This is a genomic window from Burkholderia cepacia ATCC 25416, from assembly GCF_001411495.1.
Classification (GTDB): domain Bacteria; phylum Pseudomonadota; class Gammaproteobacteria; order Burkholderiales; family Burkholderiaceae; genus Burkholderia; species Burkholderia cepacia.
Map to the genome: position 1 here is coordinate 2728964 of NZ_CP012982.1, position 24831 is coordinate 2753794.

At 67.6% G+C, this 24831-nt stretch carries 24 protein-coding genes; 19 read left to right on the forward strand and 5 right to left on the reverse strand.

The window, feature by feature from the left end:
* Positions 1-438: 438 nt before the first annotated feature.
* The 15 genes from APZ15_RS29460 to APZ15_RS29530 all read left to right on the forward strand — a co-directional run bounded on the left by APZ15_RS29460 (position 439) and on the right by APZ15_RS29530 (position 14505).
* Positions 439-756, forward strand: coding sequence for a non-heme iron oxygenase ferredoxin subunit (locus APZ15_RS29460; RefSeq protein WP_027789384.1), 318 nt, complete (start codon positions 439-441; stop codon positions 754-756).
* Between the two features lie 3 nt (positions 757-759).
* Entirely contained in the window at positions 760-1071 is a 312-nt protein-coding gene (locus APZ15_RS29465) for a recombinase-like helix-turn-helix domain-containing protein (protein WP_027789383.1), read from the forward strand.
* A gap of 54 nt (positions 1072-1125) precedes the next feature.
* On the forward strand, positions 1126-2196 hold the full coding sequence (locus APZ15_RS29470) for an aromatic ring-hydroxylating dioxygenase subunit alpha (protein ID WP_027789382.1): 1071 nt from the start codon (positions 1126-1128) through the stop codon (positions 2194-2196).
* Complete coding sequence (locus APZ15_RS29475) at positions 2189-2959, forward strand: SDR family oxidoreductase (protein ID WP_027789381.1); 771 nt, start codon at positions 2189-2191, stop codon at positions 2957-2959. The genes APZ15_RS29470 and APZ15_RS29475 overlap by 8 nt, the downstream gene beginning before the upstream one ends.
* A 33-nt stretch (positions 2960-2992) precedes the next feature.
* Complete coding sequence (locus tag APZ15_RS29480) at positions 2993-3520, forward strand: cupin domain-containing protein (protein WP_021161513.1); 528 nt, start codon at positions 2993-2995, stop codon at positions 3518-3520.
* Between the two features lie 18 nt (positions 3521-3538).
* Complete coding sequence (locus APZ15_RS29485; protein ID WP_027789380.1) at positions 3539-4435, forward strand: alpha/beta fold hydrolase; 897 nt, start codon at positions 3539-3541, stop codon at positions 4433-4435.
* A complete protein-coding gene (locus APZ15_RS29490; protein ID WP_027789379.1) occupies positions 4432-5289 on the forward strand; it encodes an IclR family transcriptional regulator in 858 nt (285 codons plus the stop codon). Before APZ15_RS29485 ends, APZ15_RS29490 begins: the two co-directional genes overlap by 4 nt.
* Entirely contained in the window at positions 5286-6083 is a 798-nt protein-coding gene (locus APZ15_RS29495; protein WP_027789378.1) for an SDR family oxidoreductase, read from the forward strand. Before APZ15_RS29490 ends, APZ15_RS29495 begins: the two co-directional genes overlap by 4 nt.
* On the forward strand, positions 6076-7743 hold the full coding sequence (locus tag APZ15_RS29500) for a thiamine pyrophosphate-binding protein (RefSeq protein ID WP_027789377.1): 1668 nt from the start codon (positions 6076-6078) through the stop codon (positions 7741-7743). The genes APZ15_RS29495 and APZ15_RS29500 overlap by 8 nt, the downstream gene beginning before the upstream one ends.
* A complete protein-coding gene (locus tag APZ15_RS29505; protein ID WP_027789376.1) occupies positions 7736-8563 on the forward strand; it encodes an aspartate dehydrogenase in 828 nt (275 codons plus the stop codon). Before APZ15_RS29500 ends, APZ15_RS29505 begins: the two co-directional genes overlap by 8 nt.
* A gap of 72 nt (positions 8564-8635) precedes the next feature.
* Positions 8636-10126: an aldehyde dehydrogenase gene (locus APZ15_RS29510; RefSeq protein WP_027789375.1), complete on the forward strand. Its 1491-nt coding sequence runs from the start codon at positions 8636-8638 to the stop codon at positions 10124-10126.
* Positions 10127-10144: 18 nt separating this feature from the next.
* A complete protein-coding gene (locus APZ15_RS29515) occupies positions 10145-11107 on the forward strand; it encodes a VOC family protein (RefSeq protein ID WP_027789374.1) in 963 nt (320 codons plus the stop codon).
* Positions 11104-12348: an NAD(P)/FAD-dependent oxidoreductase gene (locus APZ15_RS29520; protein ID WP_027789373.1), complete on the forward strand. Its 1245-nt coding sequence runs from the start codon at positions 11104-11106 to the stop codon at positions 12346-12348. The genes APZ15_RS29515 and APZ15_RS29520 overlap by 4 nt, the downstream gene beginning before the upstream one ends.
* Before the next feature lie 30 nt (positions 12349-12378).
* Positions 12379-13779, forward strand: coding sequence for an MFS transporter (locus APZ15_RS29525; protein ID WP_027789372.1), 1401 nt, complete (start codon positions 12379-12381; stop codon positions 13777-13779).
* A 174-nt stretch (positions 13780-13953) separates the two neighbouring features.
* Positions 13954-14505: a GNAT family N-acetyltransferase gene (locus APZ15_RS29530; RefSeq protein ID WP_027789371.1), complete on the forward strand. Its 552-nt coding sequence runs from the start codon at positions 13954-13956 to the stop codon at positions 14503-14505.
* A gap of 144 nt (positions 14506-14649) precedes the next feature.
* Here APZ15_RS29530 and APZ15_RS29535 read toward each other — a convergent pair whose 3' ends face one another.
* On the reverse strand, positions 14650-15576 hold the full coding sequence (locus tag APZ15_RS29535) for an ADP-ribosylglycohydrolase family protein (protein ID WP_027789370.1): 927 nt from the start codon (positions 15574-15576) through the stop codon (positions 14650-14652).
* Between the two features lie 117 nt (positions 15577-15693).
* Between APZ15_RS29535 and APZ15_RS29540 the strand changes: the two genes are divergently transcribed.
* Complete coding sequence (locus APZ15_RS29540) at positions 15694-16143, forward strand: hypothetical protein (protein ID WP_138143368.1); 450 nt, start codon at positions 15694-15696, stop codon at positions 16141-16143.
* Between the two features lie 84 nt (positions 16144-16227).
* Positions 16228-16641, forward strand: a complete 414-nt coding sequence (locus APZ15_RS29545; protein WP_027789368.1) for a PPC domain-containing DNA-binding protein — start codon at positions 16228-16230, stop codon at positions 16639-16641.
* A gap of 85 nt (positions 16642-16726) precedes the next feature.
* Here the strand turns inward: APZ15_RS29545 and acnB are convergent, their stop codons facing one another.
* Positions 16727-19312, reverse strand: a complete 2586-nt coding sequence (acnB, locus tag APZ15_RS29550; protein ID WP_027789367.1) for a bifunctional aconitate hydratase 2/2-methylisocitrate dehydratase — start codon at positions 19310-19312, stop codon at positions 16727-16729.
* Positions 19313-20065: 753 nt separating this feature from the next.
* Here acnB and APZ15_RS29555 point away from each other — a divergent pair.
* The gene (locus tag APZ15_RS29555) at positions 20066-20821 is read left to right on the forward strand and encodes a BPL-N domain-containing protein (RefSeq protein ID WP_027789366.1); all 756 of its coding nucleotides are present in this window, start codon (positions 20066-20068) and stop codon (positions 20819-20821) included.
* 11 nt (positions 20822-20832) lie between these two features.
* Here APZ15_RS29555 and APZ15_RS29560 read toward each other — a convergent pair whose 3' ends face one another.
* The 3 genes from APZ15_RS29560 to APZ15_RS29570 form a co-directional block, all read right to left on the reverse strand.
* Positions 20833-21306 carry a nuclear transport factor 2 family protein gene (locus APZ15_RS29560; protein WP_027789365.1) on the reverse strand — a complete coding sequence of 158 codons (474 nt, stop codon included), beginning with the start codon at positions 21304-21306 and terminating at the stop codon, positions 20833-20835.
* A 304-nt stretch (positions 21307-21610) separates the two neighbouring features.
* Entirely contained in the window at positions 21611-21859 is a 249-nt protein-coding gene (locus tag APZ15_RS29565; RefSeq protein ID WP_021161497.1) for a hypothetical protein, read from the reverse strand.
* 631 nt (positions 21860-22490) lie between these two features.
* Complete coding sequence (locus tag APZ15_RS29570) at positions 22491-22925, reverse strand: universal stress protein (protein WP_027789364.1); 435 nt, start codon at positions 22923-22925, stop codon at positions 22491-22493.
* 368 nt (positions 22926-23293) lie between these two features.
* Between APZ15_RS29570 and APZ15_RS29575 the strand changes: the two genes are divergently transcribed.
* Complete coding sequence (locus tag APZ15_RS29575; RefSeq protein ID WP_027789363.1) at positions 23294-24778, forward strand: amidase; 1485 nt, start codon at positions 23294-23296, stop codon at positions 24776-24778.
* The last annotated feature ends 53 nt before the right edge of the window (positions 24779-24831 follow it).

Genomic DNA, 24831 nt, shown 5'->3' on the forward strand with positions numbered 1-24831 from the left:
CCTGAATCTCCAACCTGATGAAAACGTGCCGTGGCGGCCTGCGCGGGAACGGCCTGCCGTTGCGCGTCTTCGCCATCGAGCGGGCATTTTTTATGTTCCATACAAGGAACAACGTGCCTCTGATGGAATGGAGTATAGGGGCGTCGAGCGCCGTATCAAAAATAATTTTTTCGGGACGGATGGAATCCATGCCGCTGCCCGGTTGCGGTGCACGACGCCCGAAAAAAGGCCGTAAATGCCCGCTACACAACAAAAAATTACATTTGGCAAGGCAGGCGGAAGCGACTGCCGACCCGATGGTCGGTGTTTTCCCTAGGGCGTGCAGCTTTTTGTTTTACTCGTGAAAAGTCGCTCCTATAATCACCATCCATAAACTGCTGTTCCGGGTATGGAACAAATCGGAACAAACCGAGAGTCGATCAGAAGGAAGGGTGTGAGATGTCTGAACAATGGATTTGCGCCGGGCACGCCGGCGCGCTGTCGGAAGACACGCCGATCGAGTTCAAGCGGACCGACGGCGTCGAAATCGGGATCTACCGCGTCGGCGACGACGTGTATGCGCTCGAGAACGTGTGCCCGCATGCGTACGCGCTGCTGACGCAGGGGTTCGTCGACGAAGGCACGGTCGAATGCCCGCTGCACGAGGCCGTGTTCGACATCAGGACGGGCGAATGCCTGAAGGGTCCGGGCGGGCGCGCGCTGAAGCAGTACGCGGTGCGCCTTGCCGGCGAGGAAATCCAGATCAAGGTGGAGTAACCGATGAAAGAAGCGACCGTCAACTTCAATCCCTTCCTGAAGCCGTGGGTGGCGCCGCAGCCGAACAACGTCGCGGGCAAGGGGCAGATCGAGATCCCCGGCCAGGTCGAGAACCAGGTCTGGCAGAACCGCAAGGCCGCCCCGACCCAGTACGAAAACGACCTCGGCGATGCGCTCGAACGCGTGTTCGAAGCCGGCGCGACCGAGCTGGACGATGTCGTCGCGGGCCTGAACCGCATCGGCTTCCGCGCACCGGACGGCACCGCGTGGACCGCCGAGCGCTTCCGCGCCGAAATGGCCTCGCTCGCGGAATGACCGCGCCGAGCGCGTGACCGCCGACCCGACGACAACCGCATCCGGAGCACACTGATGACGTCCCCCGTACAACACGCAGTCCAACACGACCCGGTCCGTGACTATCTCGACCGCGGCATCAAGAACTACTGGTATCCCGTCGCACCGAGCTGGCAGGTGTCGAACGCACCCGTCGGCCTCACGCGCCTGTCCGAGCAGATCGTGCTGTGGCGCGATCACGAGGGCAAGGTTCACGCACTCGAAGATCGCTGCCCGCACCGCGGCGCACGCCTGTCGCTCGGCTGGAACCTCGGCGGCAGCATCGCGTGCTGGTATCACGGCATCGAAGTCGACGGCGGCGGCACGGTCAACCGCGTGCCGGCCGTGTCGAACTGTCCGCTCGAAGGCACGAAGTGCGTGAAGTCGTATCCGGTCGAGGAGAAGGCCGGCGCGATCTTCCTGTGGTTCGGCGACGAAGCGCACGGCGAGCCGGCGCCGCTGAACCTGCCCGAGGAACTGGTCGCCGACGAATACGGCCACTTCCTGTGCGTGTCGAACTGGAAGTGCAATTACCAGTACGCGATCGACAACGTGATGGACCCGATGCACGGCGCGTACCTGCACGCGACGTCGCACTCGATGGCCGAAGGCGACAAGCAGGCCGACATGCGCGTGCGCAAGACGGAAACGGGCCTGATGTTCGAGAAGATCGGCCAGCGCGACGTGAACTTCGACTGGGTCGAGCTCGGCGAAACCGGTTGCCTGTGGATGCGCCTCGCGATTCCGTACAAGCAGAAGTTCGGCCCCGGCGGCAACTTCGGGATCATCGGCTTCGCGACGCCGGTCGACGGCGACAACTGCCAGGTCTATTTCTGGCGCACGCGCAAGGTCAGCGGCTGGCAGCGCGACGTGTGGCGCTTCATGTACCGCAACCGCCTCGAGGGCCTGCACTGGGACGTGCTCGAGCAGGACCGCTACGTCCTCGAAAGCCTCGCGCCGCACGCGCGCGATCACGAATACCTGTACCAGCACGACGTCGGCATCACGCGCGTGCGCCGGATGCTGCGCCAGCGTGCGCAGGAGCATCTTTCCGCGCTCGACGCGCATCGCGCGGCGCAGGCCGCGGCGGAGCCCTCGAATGGCTGAGCTCGCTCCGGTCGTGTCGCTGCCGGGGCGCCGCGTGCTCGTCACGGGAGGCGCGCGCGGGCTGGGCGCGGCGTTCGTGAAGGCGCTGGTTGCGGCGGGTGCGCAGGTCGCGTTCGGCGACGTGCTCGCCGAAGAGGGCCGCGCGCTGGCCGCGCAGCTCACGCAAGCCGGCCACACCGCGTTTTTCTTCACGCTCGACCTGGCCGATCCGGCGAGCGTCGACGCGTTCGTCGCGCAGGGCGCGGCGGCGCTCGGCGGCATCGACGCACTGATCAACAACGCGGCAATCACGAACTCGGGCGGCAAATTGTCGACGGAGCTCGACGTGTCGACCTGGGACGCGGTGATGAACGTGAACGTGCGCGGCGTGTGGCTCGTCAGCAATGCGGCGCTGCCGCACCTCGCGCAGTCGGGGCGCGGCGCGATCGTGAACCTCGCATCGGACACCGCGCTGTGGGGCGCGCCGAAGCTGCTCGCGTACGTCGCGAGCAAGGGCGCGGTGATCGCGATGACGCATGCGCAGGCGCGCGAGTTCGGCGCGCACGGCGTGACGGTCAACGCGATCGCGCCGGGGCTGACGGAAGTCGAGGCGACGGCCTACGTGCCGGCCGAGCGCCACGCGTTCTACATGCAGGGCCGCGCGCTGACGCGCGCGCAGGTGCCCGACGACGTGACGGGCCCCGTGCTGTTCCTGCTGTCGGACGGCGCGCGCTTCGTGACGGGTCAATTGCTGCCGGTGAACGGCGGCTTCGTAATGAATTGAATTGAAGTTTTCACTCTGATGAAGGAGAGGACGATGGCGGACGCCGATCTCGAACGCAAGTCGTGGGACCAGCCGGAAGGCGCAAGCTTCAACGACTGGATGGAAGGGCGCGTTGCTCGCTACGCGACGCGGCGCTACGACTGGGACGCACTGAAGTTCCAGGCCGACTACGACCCGAAGTACCGCCGCGCGCAGATGCGCTACGTCGGCACGGGCGGCACGGGCGTCGCGAAGGACGTCAACACGGTGCCGGCCGGCAACTTCACGTTCTCGACGATGGTCATCCCGGCCGGCAACATCGGCCCGAGCCACATCCACATCGACGTGGAAGAGATCTTCTTCGTGCTGCGCGGCAAGATGAAGGTGATCTGCGAGCGCGACGGCGAGACGTGGGAAGCGATCCTCGGCGAGCGCGACCTGATCTCGGTGCCGCCGGGCGTGTATCGCACGGAAATCAACATCGGCGAGGAAGATGCGCTGATGTGCGTGATGCTCGGTTCGCCGAAGCCGGTCACGCCGACGTATCCGCCCGATTCGCCGCTCGCGAAGATCAAGCGCTGAGACGGGACGGGTGAAGCAATGAGTGTCATCGACAAACGTGAGCGCGACCGCACCGCGACGTTCGCCGCGCTGCTCGGGCAGTTTCCCGAGCAGCGTTGCGCGGCCGGCGCGGCGGGCACGATCGGTTACCGTGAGGCCGGCGCGCAGCATGCGGGCCGTGCGCTGCCCGTCGTGCTGCTGCACGGCATCGGCTCGGGCGCCGCATCGTGGGTCAGCCAGCTCGACACGCTCGGCGCATCGCGGCGCGTGCTCGCGTGGGACGCGCCCGGTTACGGCGTGTCGACGCCCGTGCACGGCGCGTCGCCGGCCGCCGCCGATTACGCGGCCTCGCTGAACGCGTGGCTCGAGGCACTCGGCATCGAACGCTGCGTGCTGGTCGGCCATTCGCTCGGCGCGATCGTCGCGGGCGGTCTCGCCCGCGTGATGCCCGCGCGGATCGCCGGCCTGCTGCTGGTGTCGCCCGCGGGCGGCTACGGCAGCGCACCGGCCGAAACGCGCGAATCGCGCCGCGACGCACGGCTCGCGATGCTCGCCGAACTCGGCCCGGCCGGGCTCGCCGAGCAGCGCAGCGGCAACATGCTGTCCGGTTTCGCGAACGAGGAGGCACGTGCGTGGGTGCGCTGGAACATGGCGCGCATCGTGCCGGCCGGTTACGCGCAGGCCACGCATCTGCTCGCGAACGCCGATCTCGCGACCGATCTCGCCGGCTTTCGCGGTCGCACGGCCGTGGCCGTCGGCGCGAACGACGCGATCACGCCGCCCGCCGCGTGCGAGCGGATCGCCGCGGCCGCGCACGTCGGGCTGCAGGTGATTCCGCAAGCCGGGCATGCCGGTTATGTCGAGGCTCCGGCCGTCTATTCCGCACTGATCGACTCGTTCTGCCGTCAGTGCGACCAACAGCGGGGGCTGGCATGAACGAACCGCTGCAACGACCCGAACCCGAAAACGACAAGGCCGAAGCCAGCTACGTGGTGCCCGGCCTCGAACGCGGGCTGCGGATCCTCGCCGAATTCTCGCCGCGCGAGCCCGTGCTCGGCGCGCCCGAGCTGTCGAAGCGGCTCGGCATTCCGCGCACGACGGTGTTCCGCCTGCTGCAGACGCTCGAGTCGCTCGGCTTCCTCGAGCGCGCGGACAAGGATCGCAACTACAAGCTCGGCATCGCCGTGCTGCGGCTCGGCTTCGAATACCTGAGCTCGCTGGAGCTGACCGATCTTGGCCTGCCCGTGATCGAGAGCCTGCGCGACGCCACCGGCTTCACGACGCACATCGTGATCCGCGACGGCCGCGACGTGGTGTTCGTCGCGAAGGCGCAGAGCCAGTCGCCGGTGTTCAGCTCGATCCGCGTGAACGTCGGCACGCGCTTGCCCGCGCATGCGACGACACACGGCCACGTGCTGATGGGCGACCTGTCGCTGAAGGAACTGCATGCGCTCTATCCGGAAGGCACGCTGAACCGGATGACGAACGCGACACCGGAAACGGTCGACGCACTGTACGAAGTGATCCGCGAGGATGCGCTGCGCGGCTACGGCGTCAGCAATTCGTCGTTCGAGCGCGGCATCTCGGTGGTCACGGCGCCGGTGCGCAACGAGACGCAGAAGATCGTCGCGTGCATCACGGTGACGGTGCCGCGGCCGGAGATCGACGCGGCGCTGATCGCCGACGGGCTGATCGACAAGGTGCAGCGCGCGGCGGCGGAACTGTCGCGGCGGCTCAATTACCGCTCGGATGACGAGCACACGTTTATGAAAGCATTAGGACTCCGATGATCCAGATCGATCTGACCGGGCAGGTGGCGGTGGTGACGGGCGGTTCGTCCGGCATCGGCTTCGCGACCGCCGAACGGTTCCTGCAGGCAGGCGCATCGGTCGCGATTTGCGGCCGCGACGGCGAGCGCCTGGCGCGCGCCGAGGCGACGCTCAACGAACAATACCCGGGCGCACAACTGCTCGCCGCCCGCTGCAACGTGCTCGACGAGCACGACGTCGCCGCGTTCGCGCAAGCGGTGTCCGCGCGCTTCGGCCGCGCCGACATGCTGGTCAACAACGCCGGCCAGGGTCGCGTGTCGACCTTCGCGGACACGACCGACGACGCGTGGCGCGACGAACTCGAACTGAAGTATTTCAGCATCATCCGCCCGACGCGCGCGTTCCTGCCGCTGCTGCGCGATGCGCAGGCGCCGACGATCACCTGCGTGAACTCGCTGCTCGCACTGCAGCCGGAGCCGCACATGGTCGCGACGTCGTCGGCGCGCGCGGGCGTGCTGAGCCTCGTGAAGTCGCTCGCGAACGAACTCGCGCCGCAGCGCATCCGCGTGAACTCGATCCTGATCGGCATCGTCGAGTCGGGCCAGTGGCGCCGCCGTTACGAAGCGCAGGCGCAGGCCGGCGAAAGCTGGGAGGACTGGACGGGCGCGATCGCCCGCACGAAGCACATTCCGCTGAACCGCTTCGGCAAGCCCGACGAGGCAGCCTGGGCACTTTTTTATCTCGCAACGCATCTGTCGTCCTACACGACGGGCAGCCATATCGACGTTTCTGGAGGCTTTGCACGCCATGTCTGAAAAAACCACGGTTGGCGAGCTGATTGCCGCCTTTCTCGAGCAGTGCGGCGTGAAGACCGCATTCGGTGTCATCTCGATCCACAACATGCCGATCCTCGACGCGATCAACTCGCGCGGCAACATCCGGTACGTCGGCGCACGCGGCGAAGCCGGCGCATTGAACATGGCAGACGGCCTGGCCCGCGTGTCGGGCGGCCTCGGCGTCGCGTTCACGAGCACGGGGACGGCGGCAGGCAACGCGGCGGGCGCGATGGTCGAGGCGCTGACGGCAGGCACCGCGCTGCTGCACGTCACGGGGCAGATCGAGACGCCGTATCTCGACCAGGATCTCGCGTATATCCACGAAGCGCCGGATCAACTGTCGATGCTGGACTCGATCTCGAAGGCCGCCTTCCGCGTGCGCACCGTCGAAACCGTGCTGCCGACGATCCGTGAAGCCGTGCGCATCGCACAGACGGCGCCGACGGGCCCGGTGTCGGTCGAGATTCCGATCGACATCCAGGCAGCTGAAATCGAATGGCCGGAAGATCTCGCACCGGCGCACGTCACGGTGCGCGAGCACGATTCCGCACGCGTCGCGAAGCTCGCCGACGCCCTCGCGGCGAAGCGCCGCCCGCTGCTGTGGCTCGGCGGCGGCGCGCGCCATGCACGCGCGGAAGTCGAGCGCCTCGTGAAGCTCGGCTTCGGCGTCGTGACGAGCGTGCAGGGCCGTGGCGTGCTGCCGGAGGATCACCCGGCGACGCTCGGCGCGTTCAACGTGCACGCGTCCGTCGAAGCGTTCTACAAGACTTGCGACGCGCTCGTCGTCGTCGGTTCGCGCCTGCGCGGCAACGAAACGCTGAAGTACAAGCTCGCGCTGCCGCAGCCGCTGTTCCGCGTCGATGCCGAGGCACTCGCCGACAACCGCGGCTATCGCAACGAGCTGTTCGTGCATGGCGATTCGAAGCGCGTGCTGGCCGAGCTGGCCGACCGGCTCGAAGGCCGCCTGTCGGTCGATCCGCAGTTCGCGGCCGATCTCGCGGCAGCCCGCGAGCAGGCGGTGGCCGACGTGTCGAAGGGCCTCGGGCCGTACAAGAAGCTGGTCGACACGCTGCAGGGGGCGGTCGGCCGCGACTACAACTGGGTGCGCGACGTGACGATCTCGAACAGCACGTGGGGCAACCGCCTGCTGAAGATCTTCGAGCCGCGCTCGGGTGTGCATGCGCTCGGCGGCGGCATCGGCCAGGGCATCCAGATGGGCATCGGCGCGGCGCTCGCGGGCGCGGCGGCCAAGACGGTCTGCCTGGTCGGCGACGGCGGCCTGATGGTCAACGTCGGCGAGCTCGTGACGGCCGTGCAGGAAAACGCGAACGTGATGATCGTGCTGATGAACGACCAGTGCTACGGCGTGATCCGCAACATCCAGGACGCGCACTACGGCGGCCGCCGCTGCTTCGTGCAACTGCACCAGCCCGATTTCGCGCAGTTCTGCGCGAGCTTCGGCCTCACGCATTACCGGATCACGTCGCTCGACGACGCCGAGGCGATCGTGCGCGAAGGGATGGCCAAGGAAGGGCCGGTGATGGTCGAGGTCGACATGCTGTCGGTCGGCTCGTTCGCATCGCAGTTCGCGGGCCCCCCGGTGAAGAAGGAAGCGCCGACGGAGCGCCAGTATGCTTAACGGGCAAAAGCGGGCCCACGCCCCCGTCGATGTCGCGATGATCGGCTTCGGTGCGATCGGCGCGGCCGTGTACCACGCGGTCGAGCACGATGCGTCGCTGCGCATCGCGCACGTGATCGTGCCGGAACACCAGCGCGCGGCGGTGCAGGGCGTGCTGGGCGGCGCGGTGGAGGTCGTGTCGTCGGTCGACGCACTGGCCCGCCGCCCCGAGTTCGCGCTCGAATGCGCGGGCCACAGCGCGCTCGTCGATCACGTCGTGCCGCTGCTGAAGGCCGGCACCGACTGCGCGGTCGCGTCGATCGGCGCGCTGTCCGACCTTGCGCTGCTCGACGTGCTCGCGCAGGCGGCCGACGAAGGCGACGCGACGGTCACGCTGCTGTCCGGCGCGATCGGCGGCATCGACGCGCTGGCCTCCGCGAAGCAGGGCGGCCTCGACGAAGTGCTGTACGTGGGCCGCAAGCCGCCGCTCGGCTGGCTCGGCACGCCCGCCGAGGAGATGTGCGACCTGCGTGCGATGACCGCGGAAAAGGTGATCTTCGAAGGCACCGCGCGCGATGCAGCGCGCCTGTATCCGAAGAACGCGAACGTCGCGGCCACCGTGGCGCTCGCGGGCCTCGGCCTCGACGCGACGCACGTGCGCCTGATCGCCGATCCGGCGGTCGAGCGCAACGTGCACCGCATCACCGCGCGCGGCGCATTCGGCGAGATGTCGCTGGAAATGAGCGGCAAGCCGCTGCCCGACAACCCGAAGACGTCCGCGCTGACGGCGTACAGCGCGATCCGCGCGCTGCGCAACCGCGCGGCCCGCTGCGTGATCTGACCGGGCCATTGAATGTCCGCCCGCGCCATCGCGAGGGCGGACGTGCAGAGACAGATTTGTGGGACTTGTGACATGACTCCTTTCGATACGAGCCTCGTGCCCGACGGCAACATCCTGATCGGCGGCGAATGGCGGCGCGGCCGTGGCGCGCCTTACGCGAGCATCTATCCGGCCGACCAGTCGCTGAACATGGAAGTGTCGACGGCGAACGCGGAAGACGCGGCCGAAGCCGTCGTGGCCGCCGACGCTGCCTGGCGCCGCGCCGACTGGGCCGGGCTGAAGCCGCACTTGCGCGCGCAGGTGCTGTACCGCATCGCCGACCTGATCATGCAGCGCCACGAGGCGCTTGCGAACCTGCAGCGCCGCGACAACGGCAAGCCGATCGGCGAGACACGCGTGCTGGTGGCGAGCGCGGCGAACACGTTCCGCTATTTCGCGGCGTGCCTCGAAACACTCGACGAGGAACTGACGCCGTCGCGCGGCGACTACCTGACGATGAGCGTGCACGAGCCGATCGGCGTGATCGCGGCGATCACGCCGTGGAATTCGCCGATCGCGTCCGACGCGCAGAAGCTCGCGCCGGCGCTTGCCGGCGGCAACGCGGTGGTGCTCAAGCCGGCCGAGGTCACGCCGCTCGTGTCGCTCGCGCTGGCCCGCATCTGCGAGGAGGCGGGCGTGCCGAAGGGCGTGCTGAGCGTGCTGCCGGGCAAGGGCTCGGTGATCGGCGACGTGCTCGTGCGCCATCCGCTCGTGAAGAAGGTGTCGTTCACGGGCGGCACGGAAGTCGGGCGCGGCATCGCGCGCATCGCGGCGGAAAAGCTGATGCCCGTGTCGCTCGAACTCGGCGGCAAGTCGCCGACGATCGTATGCGACGACGCCGATCTCGATCATGCAGTGAACGGCGTGCTGTACGGCATCTTCAGCTCGTCGGGCGAAGCGTGCATCGCAGGTTCGCGGCTGTTCGTGCAGCGTGCGGTGTACGACGAATTCATGAAGCGCCTGGTCGCGGGCGCACGCAAGCTGCGCGTGGGCGACCCGACGCGCCCCGACACGCAGATGGGGCCGCTGATCACCGCGAAGCATCGCGAGTCGGTGGAGCGCTACGTGGCGCTCGGCCTCGAGGAAGGCGGCCGCCTGCTGTGCGGCGGCGAGCGGCCGTCGGGCGGCGGTCGGGAGAACGGCTTCTTCTATCAGCCGACGATTCTCGAAGGCCTGCCGAACAGCGCGCGCATCTGCCAGGAAGAAATCTTCGGCCCCGTGCTCGTCGCGATGCCGTTCGACGACGAAGCGTCGCTGATCGCGCAGGCGAACGACAGTGTGTTCGGCCTGGCCGCCGGCATCTGGACGCGCGACTACAAGCGCGCATGGCGCATCGCGCGCGCTCTGGAGACGGGCACCGTCTGGATCAACACGTACAAGCTGTTCTCGATCTCCACGCCGTTCTCGGGCTGGAAGGAGAGCGGGATGGGCCGCGAGAAGGGGCGTCTCGGCATCCGCGAGTACATGCAGCAGAAGAGCCTCTACTGGGGCTTGAACGACGCGCCGCTGCCGTGGGCGAACTGAGCGAAGGGGAAAAACGCAATGAGCATTCTGGGAATCGAGCAGATCACGTACGGGGTCGACGATCTCGCCACCTGCCGGCGCTTTTTCGCCGATTGGGGGCTGAAGGAAGTCGAGCACGACGACACGCAGGCGCGCTTCGAGACGTTGAACGGCTGCACCGTGCTGGTCGTCAAGGCCGACGACCCGGCGCTGCCGCCCGCGTTCGAAGCGGGCCCGACGCTGCGTGAAGTCACGTGGGGCGTCGCGACGCAGCAGGAACTCGACGCGCTGCGCGGCAAGTTTGCAGGCCAGCCCGGCTTTTATGCGCGGAAGGATGCGTTCGGTTGCACCGACCCGAACGGGATGGCGATCCGCATCGAAGTCACGCGCAAGCGCGCACTCGACATCACGGGCTCGCCGTCGAACGTGTGGGGCAGGACGCTGCGCGTCGACCAGCCGAGCCCGATCTATGCGCGTGCGGAGCCGGTCGAGGTCGGGCATGTCGTGTTCTTCACGAACTGCCTCGACGCGCAGGAAAAGTTCTATCACGAGCTGCTGGGCTTCGAGACGTCGGACCGCTACCCGGGCCGCGGCGCGTTCATGCGCTGCGCGCCGCACGGCGGCCACCACGACCTGTTCCTGCTCGCGCTGCCGAACGGAAAACGCGGCCTGAACCACGTCGCGTTCACCGTGCGCGACATCCACGAAGTGTTCGGCGGCGGCCTGCACATCGACCGCTGCGGCTGGGAAACGCAACTCGGCCCGGGGCGTCATCCGGTGTCGTCCGCGTACTTCTGGTACTTCCAGAACCCGGCCGGCGGCCTGATCGAGTACTACGCGGACGAAGACATGCTGACGCCCGAGTGGCAGCCGCGCGAATTCGAACCGGGCCCGACCGTGTTCGCCGAATGGGCCGTCGACGGCGGCCTCGACGGCAACACGCGCCGGCAGAAGCACGCGAAGGCGCCGGAAGGCAAGTTCATGACGGAGCGCAAATCGTGAGCGAAGAGAACGCACAGGCGCACGCCGCGCCGGGCACGGTCGTCGTGATCGGCGGCGGCCAGGCCGCCGGCTGGGTGCTGAAGACGCTGCGCGCGGAAGGTTTTGCGGGCCGTCTCGTGATGATCGCCGACGAGCCGCATCTGCCGTACGAGCGGCCGCCGCTGTCGAAGGCCGTGCTGGCCGGCGATGCCGACATCGAAACCGTGCGCGTCGTGCGACCCGACGAATTCGACGCGCTGAACGTCGAGGCGTGGCAGCCGGAACGCGCCGCATCGATCGACCGTGCGCGCCGCGTGGTGCGTACCGAAAGCGGCCGCGAGATCGAATACGACCGCCTCGTGATCGCGACCGGCGGCACGTCGCGCCGCCTGCCGGACGCGCTCGTGAAGACGCCGAACCTGCATTACCTGCGCACGCTCGACGAAGCGGCCGCACTCGGCGAGAAGCTGCGCGCGAGCCGGCGCGTGCTCGTGATCGGCGGCGGCTGGATCGGCCTCGAAGTCGCGGCGACCGCGCGCAAGCTCGGCGTCGAGGCGGTCGTGGTCGAAGGCGCGCCGCGGCTGTGCGGCCGCTCGGTGCCGCAGATCGTGTCGGATTTCCTGCTCGACCTGCATCGCGCGAACGGCGTCGACGTCCGGCTCGGCGCGGCGCTCGCGTCGCTCGACGCCCAGCCGGACGATGCGTCGAAGGTACGCGCGACGCTCGCCGACGGCACGACGATCGACGCCGATTTCGCGGTGGCCGGCATCGGCCTCGCGCTGAACGCGTCGCTCGCGAGCGACGCGGGGCTGGCGATCGACGACGGCATCGTCGTCGACGAATTCGGCGCGACGAGCGACCCGGCGATCTTCGCGTGCGGCGACGTCGCGAACCATCACAACGGCTGGCTGAAGCGGCGCGTGCGGCTCGAATCGTGGGCCAATGCGCAGAACCAGGCGATCGCGGCCGCGAAGGCCGTGCTGGGCGTGCGCGCACCGTACGCGGAGATTCCGTGGTTCTGGTCGGATCAGTACGACGTGAACCTGCAGATCCTCGGCGATCTGCCGGCCGATGCGCAGCTCGTCGTGCGCGGCGAGCTTGCCGCGCGACGCGCGACGCTGTTTTTCGTGGGCGAAGGGCATGTGAGAGGTGTCATCGCCGTGAACAACGCGCGTGAGCTGAAGCTCGCGCGCAAGTGGATGAACCAGGGCCGGGCAGTGGATACGGAAGCGCTGGCAGACACGAGCAAGACACTGGCCTGACCGGGCGACGAAACCCAGGAGATCCTCCGCATGAGCACTTTCGACAATGTCGTGGCCGATCGCGCCACGATGGAAGCTGCCGCCTCCACGCCCGGCGCGATCATCGCGCGGCTCGAGCGGCTTCCGGCCAACGCAATGCAGATCCGCGCCCGCGTGCTGATCGGCACCGCGACGTTCTTCGACGGCTTCGACGTGATCACGATCGCGGCCACGCTGCCGCTGCTGATTCACAAATGGGGGCTGTCGCCGACCCAGATCGGCCTGCTGATCGCGTCCGGCGCGATCGGCCAGCTGATCGGCGCATTCCTGTTTCCCGCGCTGGCGGAGAAGCACGGCCGCGTGAAGGCGATCGCGTGGAGTTCGGCCGTGATCGGCATCACGAGTATCGCGTGCGGCTTCGCGCCGACGTTCGAAGTGTTTGTGCTGCTGCGGATACTGCAGGGGCTCGGGCTTGGCGGCGAGCTGCCGGTCGCCGCGACGTACATCAACGAGATCACGCGCGCACATGGCCGCGGCCGCTTCGTGCTGCTGTACGAGATCGTGTTCCCGATCGGCCTGCTCGTGTCGATGGCGCTCGGCGCGTGGCTCGTGCCGCGCTTCGGCTGGGAGATCATGTACTTCGTCGGCGGGCTGCCGCTGATCCTGTCGCTCGTGCTGACGCGCCTCGTGCCGGAATCGCCGCGCTGGCTCGCGTCGCGCGGGCGGCTCGCGGAAGCCGGGCGGGCGACGAGCGCGTTCGAAGCGTCGGTGCGCGGCGAACTGCCGCCGGTCACGCAGGTGGCCGCGTTCGACGAGATGGTGCGCCAGCACCCGAAGCGCCGGATGAGCGACCTGTTCAGCGCCGCGTATCGCAAGCGCACGCTCGCGGTGGCGACGTTGTGGGCGACCTGCGGGTTCATCCAGTACGGGCTGTCGACGTGGCTGCCGACGATCTACAAGAACTTCTATCACGCGCCGCTGCAGCTCGCGCTGAACCTCGCGGTGATCGGCTCGGTGATGGGTGTGCTCGGGTCGCTGGCGTCGGCGCTGCTCGTCGACAAGCTCGGCCGCAAGCCGGTGATCGTGTGGTCGTTCGTGCTGTGCGCGCTGTCGCTGGCGCTCGCGGGCGTCTATCACGCGTCGTCGGTGTATGTCGTCTCGATCTTCTGCTCGCTGTCGCTCGGGTTGATGGCGTCGGGGTTCATCACCGCGTACGTCTATACGCCGGAGCAGTATCCGACTAGCATCCGCGCGTCGGGTTGCGGGCTCGGCAGCGCATGGCTGAAGATCGCGTCGTTCGTCGCGCCGATGGTGGTGCCGCACGCGATCATCGGCGGGAATCTCGCCCCCGCGTTCTACCTGATCGGCATCGTGCCGCTGATCGCGGCGGTGACCGTGCACTTCGTCGGGATCGAGACGAAGGGGAAGGTGCTCGAAGCGCTTGAAGCGTAGGCGCGGCCGGCGGCGGTAACGGATGACGTGGTGAGGCCCGGGCGATGCCCGGGCTTTTTGTTTTTCACGGCGATCCGGTTGGCGTGGCGGGGCGGGCCGTGCGAACGCGTGGCGTGGCCGACTCGAGGCTTGCGTGTTCTAATTCACGCTCCCGTTTTTCGATCGAGTGTTGTCATGTCCCTGTTCGAACCCGTCACGCTGGAAACATCCCGCCTCGTCCTGCGGCCGCTGCGCGAAGCCGACGCGCACGCCTTCTTCGAGATCTGGTCGGATGCGGAAGCGATGCGCTATTTCTCGTTCTCGCCGATGACGCACATCGAACAGGCCGTCGAGCGCGTCGCGCGCAACCTGAAGACGTCCGCGAGCGGGCAGGACCTGATCTGCGTGCTCGAACTGCGGGAAACCGGTGAAGCACTCGGCGAATGCGTGCTGTTCCATGCGAACGAGCAATGCCGGCGTGTCGAGATCGGCTTCAGCCTGCGGCGCCGGTACTGGCGCGGCGGCTACATGCGCGAGGCGGCGTCGGCCGTGATCGATCACGCGTTCGGCACGCTGCGGCTGAACCGGATCGAAGCCGATATCGATCCGCGCAACGTCGCGTCGGCGCGGCTGCTCGAACGGCTCGGCTTCGCGCGGGAAGGGTTGCTGCGCGAACGCTGGATCGTCGGCGACGAAGTGTCGGACAGCGCGCTGTACGGGTTGCTGGCGAGCGACCGGCGCGCGTGAGGCGGCCGGGCCGGCGATGGCCCGGTCAGGTCAATCCCGGCGGCTGTTTTCCATGTCGGTCACGCGTCGGTTGTTCCCGTTCGCGTCTGCGTACTCTCCCGTCCGGTCTCTCTCTGTTGCTGGCCGCGCATTCTGTTCGAACGCTCACGATTTCGCGAGCAGGCCCTCGACCTGTTCTTTCCCGCGCAGTGCCGCGACCCACCGGTCGGGTAACGCGTGCTCGCCGTACAGCGCGCCGGCTAGGCTGCCGGCGATGGCCGCCGTCGTATCCGTGTCGTTGCCGAGCGCGATCGCGCGCTTCACGCAGTCTTCGTAGCTGCGCGTCGACAACAGGCAATGGATCGACGACCAGAAGCTGTCGACCACGTAACCGGACCCTTGCGGCGCGTCGAAGCGGCCATCGAGCACGATCTTCAGTTCGACTTCGTCTGCGGTGCCCGCGTAGCGTGTGAGCAGCTCGTCCTCGGCCGCGCGCACCGCATCCGGCGCCGGCTTGCCCTTGACGATGCCCCATGCCGTCAGGCCATAAAGCGCACAGCACAGCTGCGAGCGCACGTGGCCGTGCGTGACGACGCTCTGCTTGCACGCGAGCCGGATCGCGTCGTCGCGCGAGGCGGCGACCATCACCACCGGGAAGCAGCGCATCAGCGAGCCGTTGCCGTTGTCGCGCTCGCCGTCGGGGCCGGCAACGGCGGGCGCCGCGCCGGCCGCCAGCGCACGGAACGCACGCTGCGTCTGCAGGCCGACATCGAACACGCGGCCGTCCGGCGTGAAGGCGCCGCGATGAAACCAGTCCTGCAGGTTGCGGGCGAACGTGTCGAGATTGAGATCGCGGTCATCCGCGAGCGCGTCGAGCAGCGCGAGCGCCTGCGCGCCGTCGTCGCTCCAGGTGCCCGGCGGCACGCCGTCGTGTGCGCGCGCAAAGCCGGGCGGCGGCGTCATGTCGATCGCGGCGGGCGGCGGGATCGACGCGGCGTCGTGGAATTCGTACGGCACGCCCAGTGCGTCGCCGATCAGCAGGCCAAGCAGGCCGCCGCGCAGGCGGGATTGTCGGTTCGGAAGGGTCGTCATCGGAGGAAGTTGGGGTTGGCGGCTCGCGTTGCAGATTAGACCAATCGCATTCGCGTGCCTAGCCGGCGCATGCTGGCGGGCCGGAGGCAGCGGTGCGCGCGAATCGCCGGAGTATGCTTGCGAGTCAGGATCGGATTCGCTGACCGACCGCGGAGCGGGTGGCGTCGAGTATGGAGCAACGACATGAAACAGATCGTGGTAACCCGCGTCGCAGCGTATTCCGTCGACAGTGAATGCGCGGAAGTGACGCTATGCTGCGGCGAACACGAGATCACGGTGTTCTCGTTCGGCGGCACGGCGCGCGTGAACGACATCGTGCGAACGCCGGTGTCGGCGGTCGACTGCGATGTACGCGCGGCCTGTCTTGACGATTGGCCGGACGATGCAAAGCGGGCGGCCAGCCGGCAATGGATCGGGAAAACCGCAAACCCGTATGGTTATCGCGGATGTGCGCAGGTCGTCGACCGGGATCAGGGGGTGATCGACGTGGTCGGCTTCGTGATCGACGTGGGCGAGTTGCCATGCGGTGGCGCGGTCGAATTCGAGTGTCTGCGGCTCGACCTCTGAGCGGCCGATCGACTGACGGCCTTGCCGGATTGTCGGCGCAAACTTACGCTTGGCCGGCACCCCGGCCCACGAACAGGATCGACCATGCAAGCCCATCCTCTGCGTCTTTCCCCCGGCGACGATCTGCGCCGGTCGATCGAGAAAGCATTGCGCCCGCTCGGTGCGCACGCGGCCTTCGTGATCCAGGGCATCGGCAGCCTGAGCGTCGCGCAATTGCGCTTCGCCGGCGTCGACCAGCCGACCGAATTGCGCGGCGACCTCGAAATTCTGACGCTGGCCGGTTCGGTGTCGCCGGACGGCGCGCACCTGCATATGGCCGTTTCCGATGCGAGCGGCCGCGTGTCGGGCGGCCATGTGGCGAGCGGTTGCGTGGTGCGCACGACCGCCGAGATCCTGCTCGCGCTGCTGCCCGCACATCGTTTTTCTCGCGAACCCGATGCGGGCACCGGCTTCAACGAACTGGTGATCCGGCGAGAGCCGGGCGGCGAAACGGCATAAAAAAGCGCCGCAGGCCTTTCAGCCTGCGGCGCCATGGCGCGGTGCCGCGACGTGTCAACCGCCCGTCGCAGTCGGCCGCGCGTGCTTACATCTGCACGGTGTCGGCTACTTCCTTGAAGTCCTCGATCTGGTCGAAGTTCATGTACTTGTAGATCTTGTCGCCGTTGGCGCTGAGCACGCCCATGTCCGCCATGTACTCTTCCTTGGTCGGGATCTTGCCCAGACGCGAGCAGATGGCCGCCAGTTCCGCCGAGCCGAGATACACGTTCGTGTTCTTGCCGAGACGGTTCGGGAAGTTGCGGGTCGACGTCGACATGACCGTCGCGCCTTCGCGCACCTGAGCCTGGTTACCCATGCACAGCGAGCAGCCCGGCATTTCGGTACGCGCACCTGCCGTGCCGAACACGCCGTAGTGGCCTTCTTCCGTCAGCTGCTTCTGGTCCATCTTGGTCGGCGGCGCGACCCACAGCTTGACCGGGATGTCGCGCTTGCCTTCGAGCAGCTTCGATGCGGCACGGAAGTGACCGATGTTGGTCATGCACGAGCCGATGAACACTTCGTCGATCTTGGCGCCGGCGACGTCCGACAGCGTCTTCACGTCGTCCGGGTCGTTCGGGCAGGCGACGATCGGCTCGTGGATGTCGGCGAGGTCGATCTCGATGACGGCCGCGTACTCGGCGTCGGCATCCGGCGACAGCAGTTGCGGGTCGGCCAGCCACTGCTCCATCGCCGCGATACGGCGCTGCAGGCTGCGCGGATCCTGGTAGCCCTGCGCGATCATCCACTTCAGCAGCGTGATGTTGCTGTTCAGGTATTCGATGATCGGTTCCTTGTTCAGGCGCACCGAGCAACCGGCGGCCGAACGCTCGGCGGACGCATCCGACAGCTCGAACGCTTGCTCGACCTTCAGGTCGGGCAGGCCTTCGATTTCGAGGATGCGGCCCGAGAAGATGTTCTTCTTGCCTTGCTTGGCGACCGTCAGCATGCCTTGCTTGATCGCGTACAGCGGGATCGCGTTGACGAGGTCACGCAGCGTGACGCCCGGCTGCATCTTGCCCTTGAAGCGGACCAGCACCGATTCCGGCATGTCCAGCGGCATCGTGCCGGTTGCGGCCGCGAACGCGACCAGGCCCGAACCTGCCGGGAAGCTGATGCCGATCGGGAAACGCGTGTGCGAATCGCCGCCGGTGCCGACGGTGTCGGGTAGCAGCATGCGGTTCAGCCACGAGTGGATCACGCCGTCGCCCGGGCGCAGCGCGATACCGCCGCGCGTGCTGATGAAGTTCGGCAGCGTCTGGTGCGTCTTCACGTCGACCGGCTTCGGATACGCGGCGGTGTGGCAGAACGACTGCATCACGAGGTCGGCCGAGAAGCCGAGGCAGGCGAGATCCTTCAGTTCGTCGCGGGTCATCGGGCCCGTGGTGTCCTGCGAGCCGACCGAGGTCATCTTCGGTTCGCAGTACGTGCCCGGGCGCACGCCCTGGCCTTCCGGCAGACCGCATGCGCGGCCGACCATCTTCTGCGCGAGCGAGAAGCCCTTGCCGCTGTCGGCCGGCTGGTGCGGCAGGCGGAACAGCGTCGACGGCGCGAGGCCCAGCGCTTCACGCGCCTTCGCGGTCAGGCCGCGGCCGATGATCAGCGGAATGCGGCCGCCGGCGCGCACTTCGTCGAACAGCACGTCGGACTTGACCTGGAATTCGGCGATCACGTTGCCGTCCTTCAGCGCCTTGCCTTCATACGGGCGCAGTTCGACCACGTCGCCCATTTCCATCTGCGACACGTCGAGCTCGATCGGCAGCGCGCCGGCGTCTTCCATCGTGTTGTAGAAGATCGGGGCGATCTTGCCGCCGAGGCACACGCCGCCGAAGCGCTTGTTCGGCACGAACGGGATGTCTTCGCCGGTGAACCACAGCACCGAGTTGGTGGCCGACTTGCGCGAGGAGCCGGTGCCGACCACGTCGCCCACGTAGGCGACCAGGTGACCCTTTTCCTTCAGCGATTCGATGAACTTGACCGGGCCGCGCTTGCCGTCTTCTTCCGGCGTGATGCCCGGGCGGGCGTTCTTCAGCATCGCCAGCGCGTGCATCGGGATGTCCGGGCGGGTGGTGGCGTCCGGAGCCGGCGACAGGTCGTCGGTGTTCGTTTCGCCCGTCACCTTGAACACGGTGATGGTCAGGCTTTGCGGCACTTCCGGACGGCTCGTGAACCATTCGGCGTCGGCCCAGCTTTGCAGCACGGCCTTCGCGTGCGCGTTGCCCTTGTCGGCGAGTTCCTTGACGTCATGGAACTGGTCGAACATCAGCAGGGTTTTCTTCAGTGCGTCAGCGGCGACGGCAGCGACCGCCTCGTCGGACAGCAGTTCGATCAGCGGCTGGATGTTGTAACCGCCCAGCATCGTGCCGAGCAGTTCGGTGGCGCGTTCGCGCGAGATCAGCGGGCAGGCGGTCTCGCCCTTGGCCACGGCGGCCAGGAAGCCGGCCTTTACGCGGGCGGCTTCGTCGACGCCGGCCGGCACGCGATGGGTGATCAGGTCGACGAGCGTCTGCTCTTCGCCGGCGGGCGGGTTGGTCAGCAGTTCCACCAGTTCGGCGGTCTGCTGAGCCGTCAGCGGCAGGGGAGGAATACCGAGCGCGGCGCGGGCGGCCACGTGAGCACGAAAGTTTTCAAGCATGGGGAGACCTGCTGATATTGCGTTTGAGGGGAAGGCCTTGCCGGCACTCCGGGGCTGTTCCAGGCACTGCTTTGAGCGGGATTCTAATCTCAATGATCTGTAACGTCAAATGTCTTATGTCTTATATAAGAGTTGAGGCTTGGGGTACGGGAAAGTGCGGTGGCGCGGGGGAGCCGGTGTATGCGGACGTGTTTCGGCGGCGCGCCGGGGCATGCTTGCGGGCGCGGTGTCTCGGGTGTCCCGACTGTTGATGGGAGAAGCGGGGGCGGCGGTGTGCGTGACCGGGATCCGGGGGCGTCCGTCTGCGCCGGGTCGCCCGCGTTGCGGCGCCGGCCGCTGTCGTGTGAGCAGGCAAGCGGCGCCCGAGGCTGCCGCCCGCGCGGGGGCGCTACCGGTTACGAAGCCCGGAAGCCCGGAAGCCCGGAAGCCCGGAAGCCCGGAAGCCCGGAAGCCCGGAAGCACGGAAGCACGGAAGCACGGAAGCACGGAAGCACGGAAGCACGGGAGCACGGGAGCACGGGAGCACGGGAGCACGGGAGCACGGGAGCACGGGAGCACGGGAGCACGGAAGCCGGCGGCGCACATTTCTGCACAAGCACACAGGAAACGGTACACACATACCGCTTTCGGGCGCATACGCTGTATTTCACGTGCCTTTCAGCGATATTTCAAAAAAAGCGGGGCATTGGCGCGTGCCGGTCGCTTCGTCGTGAACGGCCGGCCGTTAACCCTCAAGTCCCGTCAATCCGGAACATGCGATCCAGAGAATCGATTTTCGTTGTCCTGTCGCTCGTCGCGTCGTCGCTCGTTCATGCGGCGGCGGCCGACGACGAAACGCGCGGCTTCGACAGCCGTCCCGTCGCTCTGGTCTATCGCGGCCCGGCCGCATGCGACGGTTGCCCCGAGACGATTGCGAGGCGCCTGCGGGAATCCGAGCACAAGTTCCGGGTGTTTTACGTCGGGCCGGCGGAAAAACGCCGGATCACGCCTGCCGTCCTGGCCGGCGCCGCGCTGTATGTCCAGCCCGGCGGCGGGCAGGACATCCCCGGCGCGGCGGCCAGCATCGGGAAAGACTCGATCGAGGCCGTGCGGCACTACGTGTCGAACGGCGGGCGCTATCTGGGCATCTGCATGGGCGCCTACCTGGCGGGCGACCCGGGTTTCGGGCTGGTCGCGGGCGAGATCGGCTCGGAGGTCGACCGGCCGCGCTCGACGCTTCACGGTATCGCGGACACGGTGACGCCGGTGGTATGGCGCGGGAAAAAACGCTGGATCTACTTCCAGGACGGCGCGATGCTCCCGGCCGCCCCCGGCGCGGCCGTGCTGGCGACCTATCCGAACCGCGATATCGCAGCCGCGACCTATCGCTACGGCAAAGGGCGCGTCGGGCTCGTCGGCCCGCATCCCGAAGCCGACGAAAGCTGGTATCGCGAGTACGGTCTCCGGAATCCGGACGGTGTTCTGCCGGACATGGCGTACGACCTGATCAACGCGACGATGAAGCCATGACGTGGCGCGAGCTAATTCCGCCGTGCGCGATACGCGTCGAGATTCTTCCGCGCCTGTGCGCGGATCGCGCGTTGCACGAAAGGCGTCCAGCCGAGCAGCGCGCCTTTCAGTCCGAGCGCCTGACGCGCCCAGCGCCACAGGTCGAAGCTGTCGCGATGCTCGACGATGCGCCCGTCGCGAAACCGGAACCGCGCGTCGATCCGGTTGACCACCATCCGGCCGGTCGTGATGAATCGGTAATGGGCGATCCATTCGGCGCGCCCGGCCTGCTGATCCGCGGCGACGTCGCTGAACGTCAAGGAAAAGTCCTGCGCACGCGCGACCAGCATGCGCCACATGTCGCGTGCGAGGTCGCCGCGCAGCTCGCCGAACGCGGGATCGCTGAAGACGACGTCATCGGCATAGCAGGCGAGCATCGCGTCGATGTCGCGCTGCTGGAACGCCGTGTAGAAGCGCTGGATCAACTCGGTGTGCGGATGGCTCATCGTTGGGTGGGGTGTCGTTGCAGATGAAACGGAGTCTGGCCGCGGCGGCCGGACGTTCGACCGGTTGATCGACGGGGGCGCGCCATACGGCGGGAATGCCCCGATCGAGCGGATGTCGACGTGTCTTCCACGCGACGATGCGGGTCACGCACGGGCGTTCGGCATGACCGCCGCCCTGAACGTGACATGCGTCGCGACATGTCGCGATATCGATCGAAACAAGCGTGAAGGGATGAGGGCGTGCGCGGCGCCTCCGGTTCAGCCCTCGCGACCCGAACCTGACTGGAGCGTCGGCGGATGCACGTCAGCGGTTCGCCAGCGCCACGTCCTGGTTGCCGCGCCCCGTCACCAGGCAGCCCGACATGAATGCCTCGCCCTGGCTGCTGGCCGCTGCTTCGCCGAAGCCGCGGCCGAGCGCGTCGACCTTCACTTGCGCGGCGCCCTGTTCGCATGCGAGCGGGCTGGTGTCGCGGCCCTGCGCATGCAGGATCGCGCGATCGCCGATGAGATATGCCAGCAGCGCGAAAACAGCGATATGTACGGCTCGTCTCATGGTTCGTCTCCTCGTCGCACAAGCGTAACGCGGACACGTTCGACGAAGCACTTGGGGGTTCCCCCGGTAAACGTCTGCTGAAACGGGGGCGGGCGGGGTGATCGTGTCCCGTTTTTTGCGTGTTGCGTGGAGAACGAAGGCGCCGCTTCCATGCGGCCGGCGGGCGAAACCGGACGTGCGGCGACGCATTCGCGCGACGGTTTTCTGCGCGACAGGCCCGCGATTCGCGCGAGTTTGACGAATGTCAGGAGACGGGCGGGAGGGGGCGGTCGGACGACCGTTCAGAGCGATAGCATGAACGCATGATTTGACGGAACGCGATCGCGGAGGAATGCATCGGTTCCGGCAAGCAGGTGCGAGTTGAACATCGCTGTCGAAATAGTGAGGAATCCAAATGCTTAACGTCTCTTCCGTCCTGATCAGCCTCGCCCCGATGTGGGCCATCCTGCTCGTTGCGTCTTCGGCAGCCGCCTATTTCGTGTTCTGGCGCAAGGTCATCAAGTAAGCGCGGCGGGAACGCCGGTGCGTGCGTGGGCGGTAACGCTGAACGCGCCCGGGTGTCGCACCGCTCGCTGCAAACCTGCGGTCCGTCAGCGAACGGCCGCCGTCGCGTTGCCGCGCGTCATCGCCGTCATTGCACGGCCGTGACCGGCACGTTCGAGATCCGCACCAGCCGGCTCATCACGCTGCGGCGGAACACCGACATCAGCGCATGCAACGGATCGTGCCGCGGCGCGACGACCACGATCTCGTCGCACCCCGTCTCCGCCGCCACGGCCGCGATCGTATCGGCCACCGGGCCGACCTTCATCACGACGCTGTACTTGACGCCGGCTTCCCGCAGGATCCGCTCGGCCATGGCCAGGTCGGCGGACGCGAACCTCTCCTCGATCGAACGCAGCCGCGACAGCGGATGGTAGGCCTCGAGCCGCGTCGATTCGAGCGGCGCCTGAACGTTGATCAGCACGATTTCCGACGCGCACCGTTCGCGATACAGGAATGTCGCGTGGCGAACTGCCTGAAGCGAGCGGGGAGAGTGGCCGACCGGAACCAGCAGCTTGAGCATGAACGTTGTCCAGGAAACGAGATGATTCCAGCGTAGCGTGCCGCCGGGACGAACGATCTAAAGAGAACGGGCGACCGCGTAAAAATGTCGTTAATGCGCGCCGTCTCCTGATGCGCCTGATAGAAATATAAGAAATTTAAGTTTATGCGCATAAACGATTTCATCCGCGAGGGCGGCGCGTGCGAAGCGTGGCCTGTCGCCCCGATTTAGTCGGAACCGCAATGAATCGCGGCGGAAAATATCGGAGGTTGCCGATCCGGCGTCGCGTAGAGTAGTGCATCGGCCGCGGCGCGGCCCCGCCCGGCCGTTTCCGGGGGCGTCCGCCGCCATGCGGCCCGCCATCCCGTTCTGATTCCAGGAGACTCCGCATGCCGCACGGCGCCCCGCAGCTTCTCGCTCCCGCTTCCATCCCCGTCGACCCGATCGTGCGCCTGTCGGCCGGCGAACTCGCGTCGGCGATTCGCGGCAAGGCCGTGTCGTGCGTCGAGACGATGCGCGCGTATCTCGATCACGTCGAGCGCGTGAACGGCGCAGTCAACGCGATCGTCGCGCTGCGCGATCGCGACACGCTGCTCGCCGAAGCCGCGGAAAAGGATGCCGCACTGGCGCGTGGCGAGTACCACGGCTGGATGCACGGGATGCCGCAGGCGCCGAAGGACCTGGCGATGACGAAGGGGCTGCGGACGACCTACGGCTCGCCGATCTTCCGCGAAAACGTGCCGCAGGCCGATTCCGTGTGCGTCGCGCGGATGCGCGCGGCCGGCGCGATCTTCATCGGCAAGACCAACACGCCCGAATTCGGGCTCGGCTCGCACACGTTCAACGAAGTCTACGGCGCGACCCGCAACCCGTACGACCTGACGAAGAGCGCGGGCGGCAGCAGCGGCGGCACGGCGGCGGCGCTCGCGTCGCGGATGCTGCCGGTCGCGGACGGCAGCGATTTCGGCGGTTCGCTGCGCAATCCGGCCGCGTTCTGCAACATCTACGGCTTCCGCCCGTCGCAGGGCCGTGTGCCGCGCTGGCCGGGCGTCGACGTGTTCGTGCAGCAGCTCGGCATCGAAGGGCCGATGGGCCGCACGGTCGGCGACGTCGCGCAGCTGCTCGCGATCCAGGCCGGCTACGACCGCAACGATCCGCTGTCGCTCGCGGAGGATCCGGCCGTGTTCGCGCAGCCGCTCGACACCGACCTGCGCGGCAAGCGCATCGCGTGGGTCGGCGACTGGAACGGTTATCTCGCGACCGAGGCCGGCGTGCTCGCGCTGTGCGAGCAGGGGCTGGCGACGCTGCGCGAGATCGGCTGCGACGTCGATGCCGCACTGCCGGCGTTCGCGCCCGACCGGATCTGGCGCCTGTGGCTCGCGCACCGGCACTTGTTGTCCGGCGGCGGGCTGCTGGCGCACTATCGCGACCCGGCGCGGCGCGCGTTGCTGAAGCCCGAGGCGATCTACGAGGTCGAAGGGCTGCTCGCGATGCAGGGCGCGGCCGTGTTCGAGGCGAGCGTCGAGCGCACCGCGTGGCATCAGGCCGTGCTGAGCTTCTTCGACCGCTACGACTTCATCGCGGCGCCGACCGCGCAGGTGTTCCCGTTCGACGTCGACCAGCGCTGGCCGACGGAGATCGCGGGCCGTGCGATGGATACCTACCACCGCTGGATGGAAACGGTCGTGCCGTGGACGCTGGCCGGCTGCCCGGTGATCAGCGTGCCGGTCGGCTTCAACGAAGCGGGGCTGCCGATGGGGATGCAACTGATCGGGCGCCCGCGCGCCGATCTCGCCGTGTTGCAGCTCGCGCGCGGCTACGAGCAGGCGGCCGGCTGGGTGGACGGGCGGCTGCCGGCGTGGATGGCGCGGTGATACGGCGGCCGGGCGATAGCCGGTTGCGGAGGGGGGGGCCAAGCGGGCGGCGG